This is a genomic window from Mucilaginibacter terrenus, from assembly GCF_003432065.1.
Classification (GTDB): Bacteria; Bacteroidota; Bacteroidia; order Sphingobacteriales; family Sphingobacteriaceae; genus Mucilaginibacter; species Mucilaginibacter terrenus.
This window is the reverse complement of sequence record NZ_QWDE01000001.1, coordinates 1,304,525-1,318,079: the sequence shown is the minus strand read 5'-3', so window position 1 is coordinate 1,318,079 and position 13,555 is coordinate 1,304,525. Positions and strand designations below refer to the sequence as shown.

Below are 13,555 nucleotides of genomic sequence, written 5' to 3'. Positions count from 1 at the left end.
CCGCCTTGCGGCAACTGCCTTTCTCCTAACGGGAGCAGCACCTTACTGGGCGAAAATGCCCGGTTCGATGTTCGTTCCGGCTACCGTGCCCGGGTGGCTGTCACCGGCCTGATTGTTCGGGTTCACGTCGGACGGGAACTCTGCTGTACAGGTCTCCGAGGTGCCGGTGCACTCGTAGCCAATGCCTACCATTTTGCCGGTGACATCGACATACTGGCCGCTGCTCCGGTCCAGCCCCCATCTTTTGTTCAGGACAGGTTTGTGGTTTACGGAAGCGAAAGCGGCTCCGCTGCCGATCAACAGGGCCAGTGCGGCCATTTTCAACTTCAGATTTTTCATCATGCAGAACGCTTTTAAATTCAAAAACGAACGAAAACTTTTGGTGAATAAAATGCGCCTACTCTGTTCGAAGGTTTTCGGCTCTCCCTTGTTCTTTGGTGGCAGCGTGTTTAACGCCGCTGTATGTGGCGATCAGGTTGAGGATCAAAAAAGAAAGATTGAAGGCAAAGTGCGCGCCCCAGCCCATATGGCTGAGAATACCGCCGCAGGAGCAGGGTACCCGGGACCAGTAGCCCGCCAGCACCAGGCCGGTATAGCCGGTGAAAACAGCGAGCAGCGCCAGCGAGGCGAACAGGCCGGCACGTTCAGTCCTGGTAAAGAGCAGCAGACCTGCAGTCAGCAGCTCCGCTGCCGGGATCAGATAGACCAGGACCTCCGCCAGGGCATGCGGAAAAGACTGGTTATACAGCTGACCTCTGAATTCCTCAAATTGCAGCAGCTTGCTGAACGCCGCATAACTATAGAGCAGGATGAGCAGCGATGCGGTAAGCGGTTTGAGCAGGTTTTTCATGATCGTTTTTGTTTGCTGACACAAAGTACAGCAGTCAAACTGCGCAATAACAGTGGGAAAAGGGTAGTATACCCTTTGATGGAGGGCTAAGGGATGGATTGCGGCTATAAACTTCTGGATGATCTTTTTCTAAGGACGCCTTATTACAGCTATACACAGTATGATCCGGCTGCTTTGCCTGACGTCCTACGCGACCCGGTTTTCCAGAACGCAGTTTACCTGGCCAGTACCGGGTTATACAAACTGATGGAGTCCAATCATTTCGATCATGAACGGCTGGATACTAAGGCGCGTCTGGCAGCGCTGAAGTACTATAACCGTATGTCCTACCGCCCGGTGCCTTACGGGCTATTTGCAGGCTTTACCCTGCTGCAGTGGGACGACACCGGGGTGGCGCTGCTTGGCGGTGAACGTAGATCAAAGCTGCACCTGCTGCCTGACCAGCACTGGTTACAGTCTCAGGAGGACCAGAATTCTCAAAAACAAAAGGCTAAGCGGGTCTGCCTGAACCCGCTGCTTTACCGCTGCGGAACGGAATACCGCTTTGTCCGTTCGGTGCAGGATGAGCAATACCGGCTGCAATTCTCGCTGCAGGCCCTTGAAGCCGAGCCTTTCTACGAACGCCTGTTTGCGTATTTAGTCAAAAGTGGATCAAAACCCGGAACAGTCCTGGGAGCGATCTCCAGGCTGGGTGATTGTACACCAGAGGAAGCCACGGACTTCTTTTCCTATTTATTGAAAGAGCAGGTTTTGTTATCTGAAAAACAGCAGTCCGCTATAGCCGTTTCGCCGAGTACGCATTACCGCTTTTTACCCCGCCAGACCCCGGGTTTTCACCTTAAACAGGGAACAGTTGCAGCCTTAGCTGCTGATAAGGTGGTTTCAGCCGAGTCAGGGGAACAATCTTTTTATGCCGCTTTTCAGCGGCCACTGGAAAGCGGTGGTCCTTCGCCGGACGTAAAGGCGGAACTTGAACGTGGCTTAAGGCTGATGCAAAGAATTGCCAAGGTGACTGAAAACGCTTTGATGCAGCAATTCAAAAAGGAATTTCAACGCAAGTTCGACCAGCGCGAAGTGCCTTTACTAACCGCGCTCGATCCGGATATGGGAATAGCCTACACGGGCCTGACCGATGAACTAAGAGGGGAGGATGAGCTGCTGGAAGGATTGCGGTTCCCGCAACCGCAACCCGGCCCGGCCCCGCAAAGATGGACAATGCTGCACCGTTTCCTGATGGCGCGCTGGCAGCGTGCCCGTGAGCGGGGTGAAGGGGCTGTTCTGGAGATCGATGAAAAGGATTTCGATACTTTCGGGCTGGAAGCATCCAAAGTAAACTTTCCCAATACTACAGCCGTAATGTTTCGCACTGTTGTGGATCATGTCGTCCTGGAACAGGCAGGCGGGGCGACGGGTACTGCGCTGCTAGGCAGGTTTTCGGCCTTCGATAAAGAGGCTGCAGCGCTATGCCGGAAGATTGCCGCACTGGAACAGCAAGCGAACCCGGATATTATTTTTGCGGATATCGGGCAGGTATCCGATGCCCACGTGGACAATATTAACCGGCGGGAGCGCATTTTTAATTATGAGATTCCCCTGAACGTATTTTCCAACCTTCCCCGTAAATACCAGCTTCGCCCGGACGAACTGACCATCGTGCTGCAGAACGACGAGCTGGTACTGTTTTCAACGAGGCTCGGCAAACGTGTCATACCACGGCTGGCCTCCGCTTATAATCCTGCGAGAAACGGATTAAGCATATTCCGTTTCTTAAGTGATCTGCAGCATGAAGGCCTGGCCACAGCCTTCTCCCTTGATCTGGAAAACTTTTTTCCCGGGTTGGACTTCTACCCAAGAGTGGCATCGGGCCGACTTGTGCTTTCTCCTGCAAAATGGCGGATTACCGGCGGCATTGAACGGCTCAGGGGAGCTACACCAGAGGAAACATTTGTCAATGTCCGGCACTTCCGGATGCTATATCAACTGCCGCAGCGGGTGGTTATGGGTGATCACGACCAGGTGCTGGTGTTTGATCTGGGAGAGCGGGATGAAGCGGTATTTTTCGCAGAGTGCCTGAAGGGCAAAAAATCGGTAAGGCTGCAGGAATATTTTTGGCCGGGCCGATCCACAAAGTCGAACGGTAAGCCGCTGGCCGGCCAGTTTGTTGCAGTTGCGCACCACAGACAGCCTGTATATCAGCCTTTTTTGGGTAATATACGCCGGGTACCTGCTTCGCTGACGCGTGCTTACCCGCCAGGCAGCGAATGGCTTTACCTGAAGATATACTGCTCTCCTGCAGCAGCAGCTAACCTGCTGCTCCTAGTTGTCCAGCCTTTGTTACAGCAGTTCCGTGAACAAGCCGAACAATGGTTTTTCGTTCGGTATAAAGACCCGGGCGATCACATCCGCCTCAGGATAAAGGTGGCACCGGCAGAAGCAGGAGCGATGCTGCACCATCTCCAGCGGCTGGTCAGGGAGGCTCGTCTGGAAACGCTTGTTCAGGAACTCCAGCTGGATACTTACCAGCCTGAACTTGAACGTTACGGGGCTGAAATGATGCCCTTTGCAGAGGCGGTGTTCTGCGAGGGCAGCAAGCTTGTTCTGTCTTTTCTGGGACGGAAAGCACCGGGTCATGCAGCGTCGTCCCCATTCGGGCTCGGGGTTTTATCAGCGTGGCTGATCATTTCCGGGTTTATAGAAGAAGTCAGTGAAGCACAGCTTTTTTGCGATGATATCGCGCTTCGTTTCCTGGAGGAATTCGGCGCAGTCAAAGACCTCAAACAGGACGTTGACAGCCGGTATCGTTTGCTGAGGTCTGAAATCGAATTACTGACGGCAATTATCAGCGGAGGTAACCTTGAGGCTGAATTGCCCGGGTCCGCGGACCTGAAGGACAAGGTCCGACTGTGCCGCACCGCCTCCGCCAAGCTGACTGAAACGGAAAGACGCAGGCTGGTTGCCGATTTGGTCCACATGCAGGTGAACAGGACATTTCGCTCCAGGCAGCGACAGCAGGAATTGCTGGTGTACTACTGTCTGGCCAAGCTGCTTCGTTCTTTGATTTACAGGTCTGCTAAGTCCGTTTACTGATAAAGGTAAATGGTGCAATATGTTCCATAAACGCGGCAGTGTACGCTTTGCCGATTGGCAGCACCGTTCCGTCGTCCAGCCGCAGCTGCAGGTGCTCCATTGACCGAATAGCCTCATGGGCTACGGCAAACGATTTGTGTATCCTTGAAAATCTGCCAGCAGGAAGTTTCTCCAGCAGCTCGGATAAGGTGAGGTAGGCAGTTACCTGCTCAGTTTTTAAATTGATAACCACGTAATTGCCCGCACTTTCAATATACCGGATGCCGTTAACCGGCAGGCGAAGTAGTTTACCTTTAAGCTCGGTTTTGATAAAGAAATGATCTTCAGGACCCACCCGCTCGCTGCTGTTCTTCACCTTTTCGATACACGCCAGGAAACGCGGGTAAGTGATCGGCTTGAGGAGGTAGTCGGCTGCCCGCTTTTCGAACGCTTCCACAGCGTATTCCCGGAATGAAGTCGTGAATATCATCGTGGTATATCCTGCAGCCAGGTCTGCAAGGTCCAGGCCGTTAAGATCCGGCATGTCGATATCGGCAAAACAAAGATCGGTTTGCTTTTGCCGGATGATCTCCAGGGCTGCTAACGGATTCATGCAGGTAGCAGTCAGTTTAAGTTGCGGTGTTTTGTTAACATAACCGGCAAGCAGTTCCAGTGCATGGGGCTCATCATCCAAGATCAGGCAGGTGTATTCCATCGCTGTAAGTTTATGGTCAGATCGAGGTCGAACTGGTCCTCGGTATCCTGAGTTGTTAATGTAAAATCATTTTTATAAAAAAGCTTCAGACGTTCCCTGGTGTTGTCCAATCCGGACCGTCGTTCGCGTAAATGCACCGTTGCTGCTTTCTTTTTGTTACTGGAGCGATAATGGAGCATACCTTCTGTGGTTACCGTCAACAGCAGGTGTGCCGGCCGCTCCGTGCACGTCAGGTCCCCGTGTTTGAAAACATTTTCTGTCAGCGTCAGCAGCACCAGCGGCAAAATCCGGAACCGGTACAGTTCACCGGATACCTCCATGCTAATGCAGAGCTTACCCTCAAAACGATAGTTGTTGATGCGGAGGAGATTGTCGAGCTGCGCTGCCTCACCGGCCAGGCTGGCTGTTCCCTCGGCATCCGCTGCATCCAGGGTGAAGCGTACAAGGTCGGACAGGCAGGCCAAGCAATCAGCTGCCTCCGGGGAGGAGGCATGAACCTTATTGTACACAAAGTTCAATGCGTTGAAAAGCATATGCGGGTTCATCTGCTGTTGCAGGTAAAGGTTTCTTGCCCGGGTAAGCCGGACCTGGAGCTCTGCACTTTCTTTCTGTGCCTGTATTTCCATCCGTTCAGCACTGGCTGCTTTTTGCCTGTAGCGGGCAGCTCTACCCGCAACCCAATAAAAAGTGGCAAATACCATGAAGTAGATGTTTCTGACAATATTGGAAGTCGCATACCTGCCCGCCATTTGGAGCTTTTCGGAAAAAGTAAGACCAGGTTCAGTGAAGAGCAGGTCCGGTATCGCTTTGATCAGGAGAAAGCCGGTGAATTGCAGCGTGAGCAAGACCAGGCCTTTTAATATTCGGGGCTTGTCAGACCTAAATGTAGTATTCAACACCCAAAGGTGGCAGTAAAACAGGCTGATATTAATACTGTAATATATCAGGTAAGTGACCGTACTCCCAAATGGCTGCCGGGTAAGGTAGACAAACAGCAATTCATAGCTGACGAACAGCATCCAGCACAGGCAGGTGAGCCAGGGGATCCTGCCGTACCATTTTGTTAATAAGCTCAGGCATCGTTTCATCATGCTAAAAAGCGCGTTTACGTAACAGAAGAGCCAAGTGCTATGGCAAAGGATAATTTAGTGTAAATAATTTTAAATATCATGAACAACTCGAAAAACAAACTTCCGCAATCAAAAATCAGGACTACCCACCGTTTCCGTTCTTCGGAAGCCTTCTTTGGAACCACCACCACTACTTCATCGGTTGATCCGACGACGACCACCTCAACGGTGCTGACTACCACCCACATCTTTGCCAGATAGGTCGGTTATGCTTGAAGACGAGCTGTGCCGGCTGAAAAGCCTGCTGTTATCCGCAACCGGTGGTCAGGGGAATGCAGGGCTGTATCCGATGACATCGTTTGACGTTCCGGATAAAGAGGCGGAATACCGAAGGATTTGTACCCGATGGGAAGCCGCCGGGTTTTCTCAGGCATCAGAAGAGGCGCTCGTGCGCTATTTTAATTATCATCTAAAGGGTATCTCGGCATTGTCGGATACCCTTTCCGGGCTTTCGTGTGACTCCCGTTGTGAGGATCTAAGGCAACTATTAAATAACCTGACCGGCCACCTCCTCTATTATTTTGGAGAATACCTGAACAAGCAAATTCAAGCTCCTGCTGCTTACCGCAACTTTGTCCGGGAGCGACTGTCCGGAGAAATCAGCAGGGTAACTGCAAATCTTGAAGGATGGGACATACCTGCCGCCCTTCGCCAGGTACTTCTTGCGTATGTCCGGCATGTTGACCGGCAGGGTGTGCTGACCTATCATGATCTTTGCTACTTTGAAACCTTCCTGAAAGCGTTTTCCGGACAGTCGGAGATAGTGCCTGACCCGGAAGAACGGCTGCACAGACTTCTTGCCGAACTCAACTATAACGACCTGCGGTACATTGGTTATGTGCAAAAGAAAATAGCTGACCGACTGGATGGCATGACAACGACCGAAAGAGCGGGTGAACTGAAGGTCCTCAAGCTGCGGTATCCCACCGGCGCACTTCCTCCCGCCTGTTATCCCGGGTGGCCATCGATTCAGGAGATGCTGACGGGGTGGCTGAACGAAGAATTGCAACTTTGTGTGCAACAGGCAGCGTCGGTGGAAAACGGCAAAGCCGCTGAAAAGATGCATTTTGATCTGTCCGTTTCTCACCTGGCCTTTATTTTCAAATTGTTCTATCAGGAAAAGCTATTTGGTACTGCCACGCTCACCTCCCTCTTTCGGATGATCTCCGGAGGCGTATCTACCAAGCGACAGCTGACTGTTTCACCAGGAAGTCTCAGTAAGGAATTCTACAGCGTTGATCAGCAAACAGCTGCCAGGGTGCGCGACCTCCTTCAAAGGATGATCTCCAGGATCAACCGGAACTTCTTCCCGGTCCTGGCTGCAGCAAGTGCAGCATGTCATTTTTTTCAAGGTAGCTGGTGAATACAGCCAGCCAGTGGTAAGAGAAGTCTTTCTTGGCAATGAGCTCGGCAGGCGGTAACCGGCATACGTCAGCAACTGTACTTATTCCCATTCTTTCGCCCTTCATGCAGAAACTTCTGCCAAGGCCGGTTTCTGAAAGCGGTTTTTCTAAAAACAAGTTGTCTTTCATTGATCTGATTACTCAAATATACAATTTGTTTCTTAAAAGCTGTATCTCATAAGAGGTACTTTTATTGCAGCAATATGGTTTATTTTACTCCATGTCTGCCGTAAAGCGTACACCTCAGGAACAGGAATACCAGGAAGTAGTGCTCAAACGCCTTGGAGAAAGGATTCGGGAGCTGCGGATCGCAGCGGGAGAGGACAATTACGAAAAATTTGCCTTTAAACATAACCTGAGCAGGGCTCAGGTCTGGAGGTACGAAAACGGCGAGGATCTGAAATTATCTACCCTGGTTCGGGTACTGAGAGCGCTGAACATTACCCTTGAGGAGTTCTTTAAAGGCTTCGATCTTTAAAGGATCTTCAGACCACCTCATTGAAAGAAATTTATATGTTGCAGTGAAGGGACCCTTAATGGTAATTATGCAAAATTGCCGGATCCCGTGTAATCATCTTTATTATAGCATCATCCAGTGTTATCATTACCAATAATTCAGGGTAAATAGCAACAGGTCAGTGATGACCTGTTGCCTGAAATGTTAAACACTCATTTTGCTTTTACGCGACTGCTTTTTTTTTAGCGGTTCCTCCTCGGATTGCTTAGTTGATTTCAAGCTTTTTGAAGCTTTTGTATTGGTACCTAATAGCTCTTCCCGTTTAATCTTCTTCATCTGTTGATCGTAAAGGTCAACGGTCTTAAATTGCGGGTTCGCGGTGATGTAATACTTTTTATCGCCCTCACCGCCGTTGACAGTGATCTGTTGTGCATTGCCTTTTTTCAGGGAGTACAATAGTTCCTCCTTTGCTTTCGGATCTTCCAATTCTTTAATACCCTTACCGGCAATAACCTTTTCGACATCAAAGCCGTAGTTTTCATGATAGTGCTTAATCTTTTTATTACCACTTTCGGTTAAGTTTTGGTCATCCAGTGTTAGCCAGGCCTGGTACTTTTGATTTTCCAGGTTAGTCAGCTGCTTGTGAACCGAACGGCCTTCCATCAAATTGAAAGCCTCCTTGGCAGTGACACCGTGACCCTTATTGATGTAGAAAGTCTGCCCAACATCTTTTGACGGATCTTCGCCGTGACGGATTTTGGCATCATACTTATTGAAAAAGTACATTTCCTCGTTTTCGCCGGCTTTAAAGTGCAGCTGGTAATCAATTGTTTTATGATTGAATTCGTGAGTGACACCCAAGGTAAATTGTGGTGTTTTAGCGTCCATTTCCCTGTCCAGCTGGGCATTTACTTTTTCTCCGAAGCCTAAGTTCAACAGGCTTTTTTTCAGGAATTCTGCATTTTGTGTGTTCATAACTTAATTAATTTAAACGTTTGTTATTTGAATTGATATTAATTCGATGCAATTGCCTGTGGGGCATCTGATATTATTGGTATTACCTTGAGGTCATCCAGATCATCCTGCCTGATCTGTAAATAAAGGTGCCGGTTACCCGAACGCTCGTAAACTTCGATGAATAGCGCCTCATCATCTAATAAGGAAAACCGTTTAAAGGCAAAAACTTTGGCAACTTCATGGTCTTTGGTCACGGCTGTAGGACTTCGTAAAGTGCTGTAAAGCGGGACGATCTCCTGTTCGTGGGTAGCCATGCGGTCCACAGTTTTGCGGTCACGGATATAGAAGCGGACAAAATCAATCCCGTAAGACAGGTTCGAGCGATTTCGCAGATCCAGCCGTAAATAGATCCGGTTACCTGCAAGCGAAACTTTATTGATCCATGCTTTTATACCGCCCGTTTTTTCATGAGTAGCTACATCTGCACGCTTTCCTGATGCTAATTGCTGCGCGATAATCTCTTCGGTATTTTCCGGCCTGTTATTTACTAGGGTACGTACAAGCGTACTACCATAACCAATCCGTCGCCCTGCTCGTCCATAAGAATAAGCTACCGGGATGCTGTAGACCTTTTTGGTGCTTAGATCCTGAACAATGAGCGTAACATTTTTAAAATTCGACGCGACTGCTTTGATCGTTAACACCCCATTGCCTTTGTCCGTAATCACGTACTTGCAGCTTTGGCTGCCGAGCACCTTAACTGGCCCTTGAAAAAATAATGCTGTCACCTTGTCGTGGCTTACATAGGCGGTATCCAGTGCAAACGCTAATTTGCCTATTAACGCTAGGAAAAATATTACTGTTAGTCTTTTCATATCACCTCCTTAATTATCCCGGTCATTACTGTCTTTCAGCAGTACTTCATATCCGGCTTTAACTTTGACCTTGATCTGTTTTACTTTTTTGCCGAACAGCCCTTTAGCGGCTTCAATACCAGCCCCGGCTGCTTGTGCGCCTAAGGACTGATCCATGTTCATCAGCTGCATAGAACTTACGGCATTGCCCATTCCGTTCTTTGCAGCGTCGCGGCTGATAGAACCCGGCACATACAGACCTTCGAGGCCGTCCAGGTCATAGACGGTAAGTGCGACCGGCAATATGTTATTCAGGTAGCGTATACTTGCGATCTTAATATCCAGGCGCTCATTATTCAAAGCACAAGTGCCGTAAACAAAGCTGCCTTTAGGGATCATTTTGCCTTTAATATAGATCCCGTCCAGCAGCCGCAGTTTAACCACCGCACCGCTGACCAACGTTTGATTTTCGTGAATCACGGCCTGAATGGTATTCCCTTCCGCATTTTCGCCCTGCGCGGTTTGATTGCTTGCATACCTGATATTAGCGCCTTCGCCATGTTCTTCTGTATCGTCGCTTACAGCTGTTACCGCATAGACACGGTTACGATTTTTCAGGGAGCGGGCGCGAAGGACGTTATCGGAGTTGCCGGGATTTTGAATATCATTGATCTGCTGAAGCATGCGGCTGAGCTGCTCCATTTCCGGATCTTCGCCATTGCCGCTGTTCATAGCAGCCATCATCATTTGCAGTCGCTTAACCTCTGTACCTGAATTGGACTGCGGCTCATAACCGCCCGTTGGTACTGGTGACGAAGACTGATTGAGCTGCGTATTGATCTGTGCAAGTTTGGCCTGAATTTTGGCTTCATTAGGATCGCTCGCTGTCAGGTCGCTTGATAATGAAGATGTGTTTTGCAATTCTCCTTGTGAAGCCTGCTGTTCAGCAAAGCCCATCGAACTAACGAAGCTTTGGCTTATGCTGCCCGCTGCGGAACTGTCTGAGTTCTTCCCGGAAGTTTGATAGACACCCATTTTATCCTGCTCGCTATCACTTTTAAATTTAGCTTGAGGTAAAGTAGTGTTCAGCCCTTTGACCGCCGTCTGTTCGCTGGTCATGTGGCTACTGTTCCGTCCGCCACCCAACGCCCAAAAGGCCATCGTCAGAAAAGGAAAGATCAATACTGGTATCATCATTAAGAATTTACGCTCTTTAAGAAATTCAGGAGCGTGTGCAGGCAAATTGCCTCGTTTGAGTGTTGCTTCCATGATCTAATCATTTTTTAGTTAGTGAATCTGTTAATTGTGCATCCCTTCTTCCAGAGAGATTGACGTCGGATGCCATACCGATATGTGTTGCGGGTTTATAGGATTGATGAAGGGCCGGTATCGTATAAGAATTGGTAAATAGCCCGGCTAAGAGGATGGCAATTGTGATGGCTACTATACTCAACAGCACGAGCTTTTGCTTAGGAGCGCTGTAGGCATTGAACCGCCCAGCGATTGCTGTTGCCATTTTAACTTGAACGCTTACAATATAAGCCGAGACCACTTGCGCTATTTTGTCATTGATCGCGGTGGATGAGCTGTTATCATTACTTTGTGTTTTCATGGCTATTGATGTTGAAGGGTAGTATCCCTGTTGGCTAATGTTTCCCAATGCTGGATTAGGAATCCGTGCGGGTTGTTATCTGAACGCGCCACGTTTCGGAGATAACCCTGGGTAACCAGACTGCGATTAATGGTTGATGTTGCGCGGATCAGCTTTTGCGTAGCAAAGCATTTAAAGTAATAAGGATACTGATCAATGTCGAGTTGAACGCTGTCCACCACAACCTGCTGGCTGATGTTGCCGGAAATCAGGTTGTTGTAATAGCTTTTTTCCTTAAGATCGTTGTACTGATTTCTGGCGGTTTCATCGGCCAGGTACAATGCCTTTCCGATGTTGGCGTTGATCACTTTTTCATCAGGGTCAAGCGTGAAAAAGTAGTGATGAAACATTTTGATGTGATCCCGTGCTTCAACAGGAATGTTATCCTTGCGATCAGCAGCAAAAGCTTCTAAAGCTTTACCGTTTGCCAATATATAGATGTGCCTGCTGGCAAGGTCTGCGGCTTGATAGCTTTTGTATAGCGCAAAGCAGGAAATGATCGTGCAGGCGGCTATCAGGAGATAACTGAACAGCTTCACATGCCGAAAGGCCGTTTCAATATTTTTGAGGTGTGTAAACATGGCTACTATTTTATGGTGAACTACTTAATTTCCGTTGATGCGTGCCGCCTGATGGTTAGCGGGCTGTGACTTAGATTCCTGACCCGCATTGTTCCAGCCGCTCATGAAATCGCTTGGTGCATTGCTTAAATTGACTGCACCGTTGACCATCCGTTCGCCCGTTTGAGAACCAGCCGACATGGTGGTATTGGAGCTGCTGATGACCAACGCATTTACTTTTTGTAGCAGCCCGTGGCCGCTGCCAGCATTAACAATGTAATTGGCTACGCTCGGAACGGTGAAGTACCCTGTGATCCCAATGATCAGGAAGATCAGGTAAGCCGTGTCAGTCGAGCTGAAAAAGGTATCACCGGCTGATTGCACCTGTGAAATATCTAGTTTGAGCATATTTTCCTGCACTTTACCGATAATGGCACCGAATATATTCGCGACTGGTAACCATAGGAATACATTGATGTATTTAGCCAGCCACACCGTTAATGTGCTTTGAAAACCGTCAAATACCGCAAGCCCAAAAACGATCGGCCCGAGGATAGCCAGAATGATCAGGTAAAACGTACGAATAGTATTGATACATAGTGCTGCGGCTTCATACAATACCTGTAGTACCTCTGACATCCATTGCTTCACGGTATTACGAAAGTTATAGGACGCTTTAGCCATAGCGAAATTCATATCATTCCCAACGCTGGCTAAAACACCTTCTTTACTACCTGTTTGATCATCGGGATGGGTATATTTGTACCACTTATCCCGGTCACCATCACCGTCAGGCCCAACATACATTTGCCACGTATCTGTGTTCTCAACGGCTTCCTGCTTGGCTTTTAGCAAGGCTGCAATTGCCGCATCAGAGTTCTGTACCATACCGCCGGTCGCATTAACGGTCGGCTGCATAATCCCGTTAATGACAGCAATGACCGTAGGAAACAACAGGATTGCCAGCCCGAGTGCGAAAGGGCGCATCAGCGGGTAAAAATCTATAGGTTCTGCCGCCGCAATTTGCCGCCATACACGGCTGCCGATATACCACAATGCGCCGAATCCCGCGATGGCCCTGCCTACGCCGATCAAGCCGCTGCACATCGGCAGCATATCATTGTAAACACTATTGAGTGTTCCCTGCAGTCCCTGGATGTTATCTGCAAGCCCTGCTGCAGTTGAAAATAAAGGGAAAAGAATCCCCGTTACCGCCATGGATGCGGTTAAAAAAGCTGTCTTTTTCATGATGTCTGAATTAGTGGTTTATACCGTAGAGCTTCCTTAATGAGATTGCATCGCCGGTTTCCTTCGTTCGCTGCAAACTGAGCATAATACCGTTGCGGTTGAAGTATCGCAAAAACTGAAGCTTATCAGTAGAGTTCGCATATATCCGATCTATCGCCCTGATCCTTTCAACATCTGTCATCCTCAATTTAGAAGCTGTCAATACATTGGTTAGCTCATTGATATTGTCAAGGCTTTGCTTTACCAGCCCGGCATATACCTTACCCATATATTCAATTTCGCCTGCTGAAAACGATCCGCTTTGTTTAAAGCGGGAAAAAGCCTTTTTGTACTCACTTAGCAAACTGGCCTGCTGGGAGATGATCTCGGCAACCCTGCCGTAGTTTTTGACAGCCGGACTGATCTGAAGCAAGCCGTTTAGATACACATCATGCAGGTTGAAGTTTCCTTGTGACAGTGATGATATTGTGGTGTAGCCCTTTTGATATATTTGATAACCCGTCTTCATATCGGAAAGGATGCTCTTCAACTGAGTTAGCTTTTCAATATTCAATAGCAACTGTTGTACCTCCTGGCCCTGAGCCTTACATACCTGAGTATGCGAGAGATTCGCTACTGTAAATCCTGTCAGCAAAAATGCTTTGATGTGCCTTTTCATAATCCT

Annotated in this window: 15 protein-coding genes; 3 read left to right on the top strand and 12 right to left on the bottom strand. The window is 48.8% G+C overall.

The features are described from left to right. Nucleotides 1-42: 42 nt before the first annotated feature. Together DYU05_RS05795 and DYU05_RS05790 are read right to left on the bottom strand one after the other, a co-directional pair. Nucleotides 43-342: a DUF6520 family protein gene (locus DYU05_RS05795; RefSeq protein ID WP_117382015.1), complete on the bottom strand. Its 300-nt coding sequence runs from the start codon at nucleotides 340-342 to the stop codon at nucleotides 43-45. Nucleotides 343-397: 55 nt separating this feature from the next. Then, the gene (locus DYU05_RS05790) at nucleotides 398-850 is read right to left on the bottom strand and encodes a MauE/DoxX family redox-associated membrane protein (protein ID WP_117382014.1); all 453 of its coding nucleotides are present in this window, start codon (nucleotides 848-850) and stop codon (nucleotides 398-400) included. A gap of 93 nt (nucleotides 851-943) precedes the next feature. Between DYU05_RS05790 and DYU05_RS05785 the strand changes: the two genes are divergently transcribed. Continuing rightward, nucleotides 944-3,937 (top strand): lantibiotic dehydratase, encoded by a 2,994-nt coding sequence (locus tag DYU05_RS05785; RefSeq protein WP_117382013.1) that lies wholly within the window; start codon nucleotides 944-946, stop codon nucleotides 3,935-3,937. On the opposite strand, the gene DYU05_RS05780 is transcribed toward DYU05_RS05785, so the two are convergent. After that, the gene (locus DYU05_RS05780; protein WP_117382012.1) at nucleotides 3,921-4,631 is read right to left on the bottom strand and encodes a LytR/AlgR family response regulator transcription factor; all 711 of its coding nucleotides are present in this window, start codon (nucleotides 4,629-4,631) and stop codon (nucleotides 3,921-3,923) included. The two genes, DYU05_RS05785 and DYU05_RS05780, sit on opposite strands and share 17 nt — an antisense overlap. Continuing rightward, nucleotides 4,613-5,722: a sensor histidine kinase gene (locus tag DYU05_RS05775; protein WP_117382011.1), complete on the bottom strand. Its 1,110-nt coding sequence runs from the start codon at nucleotides 5,720-5,722 to the stop codon at nucleotides 4,613-4,615. The genes DYU05_RS05780 and DYU05_RS05775 overlap by 19 nt, the downstream gene beginning before the upstream one ends. A gap of 247 nt (nucleotides 5,723-5,969) precedes the next feature. Here DYU05_RS05775 and DYU05_RS05765 point away from each other — a divergent pair, with 247 nt between their 5' ends. Then, entirely contained in the window at nucleotides 5,970-7,124 is a 1,155-nt protein-coding gene (locus DYU05_RS05765) for a hypothetical protein (RefSeq protein ID WP_117382009.1), read from the top strand. Here the strand turns inward: DYU05_RS05765 and DYU05_RS20870 are convergent. Then, nucleotides 7,054-7,293, bottom strand: coding sequence for a hypothetical protein (locus tag DYU05_RS20870; protein WP_133300168.1), 240 nt, complete (start codon nucleotides 7,291-7,293; stop codon nucleotides 7,054-7,056). The two genes, DYU05_RS05765 and DYU05_RS20870, sit on opposite strands and share 71 nt — an antisense overlap. A gap of 91 nt (nucleotides 7,294-7,384) precedes the next feature. On the opposite strand from DYU05_RS20870, the gene DYU05_RS05760 reads away from it, so the two are divergent. Continuing rightward, nucleotides 7,385-7,642, top strand: coding sequence for a helix-turn-helix domain-containing protein (locus DYU05_RS05760; RefSeq protein ID WP_117382008.1), 258 nt, complete (start codon nucleotides 7,385-7,387; stop codon nucleotides 7,640-7,642). Between the two features lie 183 nt (nucleotides 7,643-7,825). Here the strand turns inward: DYU05_RS05760 and DYU05_RS05755 are convergent, their stop codons facing one another. Genes DYU05_RS05755 through DYU05_RS05725 form a run of 7 tightly spaced genes read right to left on the bottom strand, consistent with a single transcriptional unit; the run spans nucleotide 7,826 to nucleotide 13,549 of the window. Beyond that, a complete protein-coding gene (locus tag DYU05_RS05755) occupies nucleotides 7,826-8,596 on the bottom strand; it encodes a hypothetical protein (RefSeq protein WP_117382007.1) in 771 nt (256 codons plus the stop codon). Nucleotides 8,597-8,634: 38 nt separating this feature from the next. After that, the gene (locus tag DYU05_RS05750) at nucleotides 8,635-9,453 is read right to left on the bottom strand and encodes a DUF4138 domain-containing protein (protein WP_117382006.1); all 819 of its coding nucleotides are present in this window, start codon (nucleotides 9,451-9,453) and stop codon (nucleotides 8,635-8,637) included. A 9-nt stretch (nucleotides 9,454-9,462) separates the two neighbouring features. Next, on the bottom strand, nucleotides 9,463-10,701 hold the full coding sequence (gene traM, locus DYU05_RS05745) for a conjugative transposon protein TraM (protein WP_117382005.1): 1,239 nt from the start codon (nucleotides 10,699-10,701) through the stop codon (nucleotides 9,463-9,465). A 7-nt stretch (nucleotides 10,702-10,708) separates the two neighbouring features. Next, nucleotides 10,709-11,044, bottom strand: a complete 336-nt coding sequence (locus tag DYU05_RS05740; RefSeq protein WP_117382004.1) for a hypothetical protein — start codon at nucleotides 11,042-11,044, stop codon at nucleotides 10,709-10,711. 2 nt (nucleotides 11,045-11,046) lie between these two features. Next, nucleotides 11,047-11,664, bottom strand: coding sequence for a conjugative transposon protein TraK (traK, locus tag DYU05_RS05735; RefSeq protein ID WP_117382003.1), 618 nt, complete (start codon nucleotides 11,662-11,664; stop codon nucleotides 11,047-11,049). Between the two features lie 24 nt (nucleotides 11,665-11,688). Beyond that, nucleotides 11,689-12,891, bottom strand: a complete 1,203-nt coding sequence (traJ, locus tag DYU05_RS05730) for a conjugative transposon protein TraJ (protein ID WP_117382002.1) — start codon at nucleotides 12,889-12,891, stop codon at nucleotides 11,689-11,691. A 10-nt stretch (nucleotides 12,892-12,901) separates the two neighbouring features. Then, nucleotides 12,902-13,549: a TerB family tellurite resistance protein gene (locus DYU05_RS05725; protein ID WP_235853959.1), complete on the bottom strand. Its 648-nt coding sequence runs from the start codon at nucleotides 13,547-13,549 to the stop codon at nucleotides 12,902-12,904. Nucleotides 13,550-13,555: the final 6 nt, after the last annotated feature.

What these genes read in the sequence shown, in the direction of transcription:
- DYU05_RS05750 (WP_117382006.1), bottom strand. Translation starts at nt 9,453, where the DNA reads ATGAAAAGACTAACAGTAATATTTTTCCTAGCGTTAATAGGCAAATTA.
- traM (WP_117382005.1), bottom strand. Translation starts at nt 10,701, where the DNA reads ATGGAAGCAACACTCAAACGAGGCAATTTGCCTGCACACGCTCCTGAA.
- DYU05_RS05755 (WP_117382007.1), bottom strand. Translation starts at nt 8,596, where the DNA reads ATGAACACACAAAATGCAGAATTCCTGAAAAAAAGCCTGTTGAACTTA.
- DYU05_RS05795 (WP_117382015.1), bottom strand. Translation starts at nt 342, where the DNA reads ATGATGAAAAATCTGAAGTTGAAAATGGCCGCACTGGCCCTGTTGATC.
- traK (WP_117382003.1), bottom strand. Translation starts at nt 11,664, where the DNA reads ATGTTTACACACCTCAAAAATATTGAAACGGCCTTTCGGCATGTGAAG.
- DYU05_RS20870 (WP_133300168.1), bottom strand. Translation starts at nt 7,293, where the DNA reads ATGAAAGACAACTTGTTTTTAGAAAAACCGCTTTCAGAAACCGGCCTT.
- DYU05_RS05765 (WP_117382009.1), top strand. Translation starts at nt 5,970, where the DNA reads ATGCTTGAAGACGAGCTGTGCCGGCTGAAAAGCCTGCTGTTATCCGCA.
- DYU05_RS05725 (WP_235853959.1), bottom strand. Translation starts at nt 13,549, where the DNA reads ATGAAAAGGCACATCAAAGCATTTTTGCTGACAGGATTTACAGTAGCG.
- DYU05_RS05775 (WP_117382011.1), bottom strand. Translation starts at nt 5,722, where the DNA reads ATGATGAAACGATGCCTGAGCTTATTAACAAAATGGTACGGCAGGATC.
- DYU05_RS05785 (WP_117382013.1), top strand. Translation starts at nt 944, where the DNA reads ATGGATTGCGGCTATAAACTTCTGGATGATCTTTTTCTAAGGACGCCT.
- DYU05_RS05790 (WP_117382014.1), bottom strand. Translation starts at nt 850, where the DNA reads ATGAAAAACCTGCTCAAACCGCTTACCGCATCGCTGCTCATCCTGCTC.
- DYU05_RS05780 (WP_117382012.1), bottom strand. Translation starts at nt 4,631, where the DNA reads ATGGAATACACCTGCCTGATCTTGGATGATGAGCCCCATGCACTGGAA.
- DYU05_RS05740 (WP_117382004.1), bottom strand. Translation starts at nt 11,044, where the DNA reads ATGAAAACACAAAGTAATGATAACAGCTCATCCACCGCGATCAATGAC.
- traJ (WP_117382002.1), bottom strand. Translation starts at nt 12,891, where the DNA reads ATGAAAAAGACAGCTTTTTTAACCGCATCCATGGCGGTAACGGGGATT.
- DYU05_RS05760 (WP_117382008.1), top strand. Translation starts at nt 7,385, where the DNA reads ATGTCTGCCGTAAAGCGTACACCTCAGGAACAGGAATACCAGGAAGTA.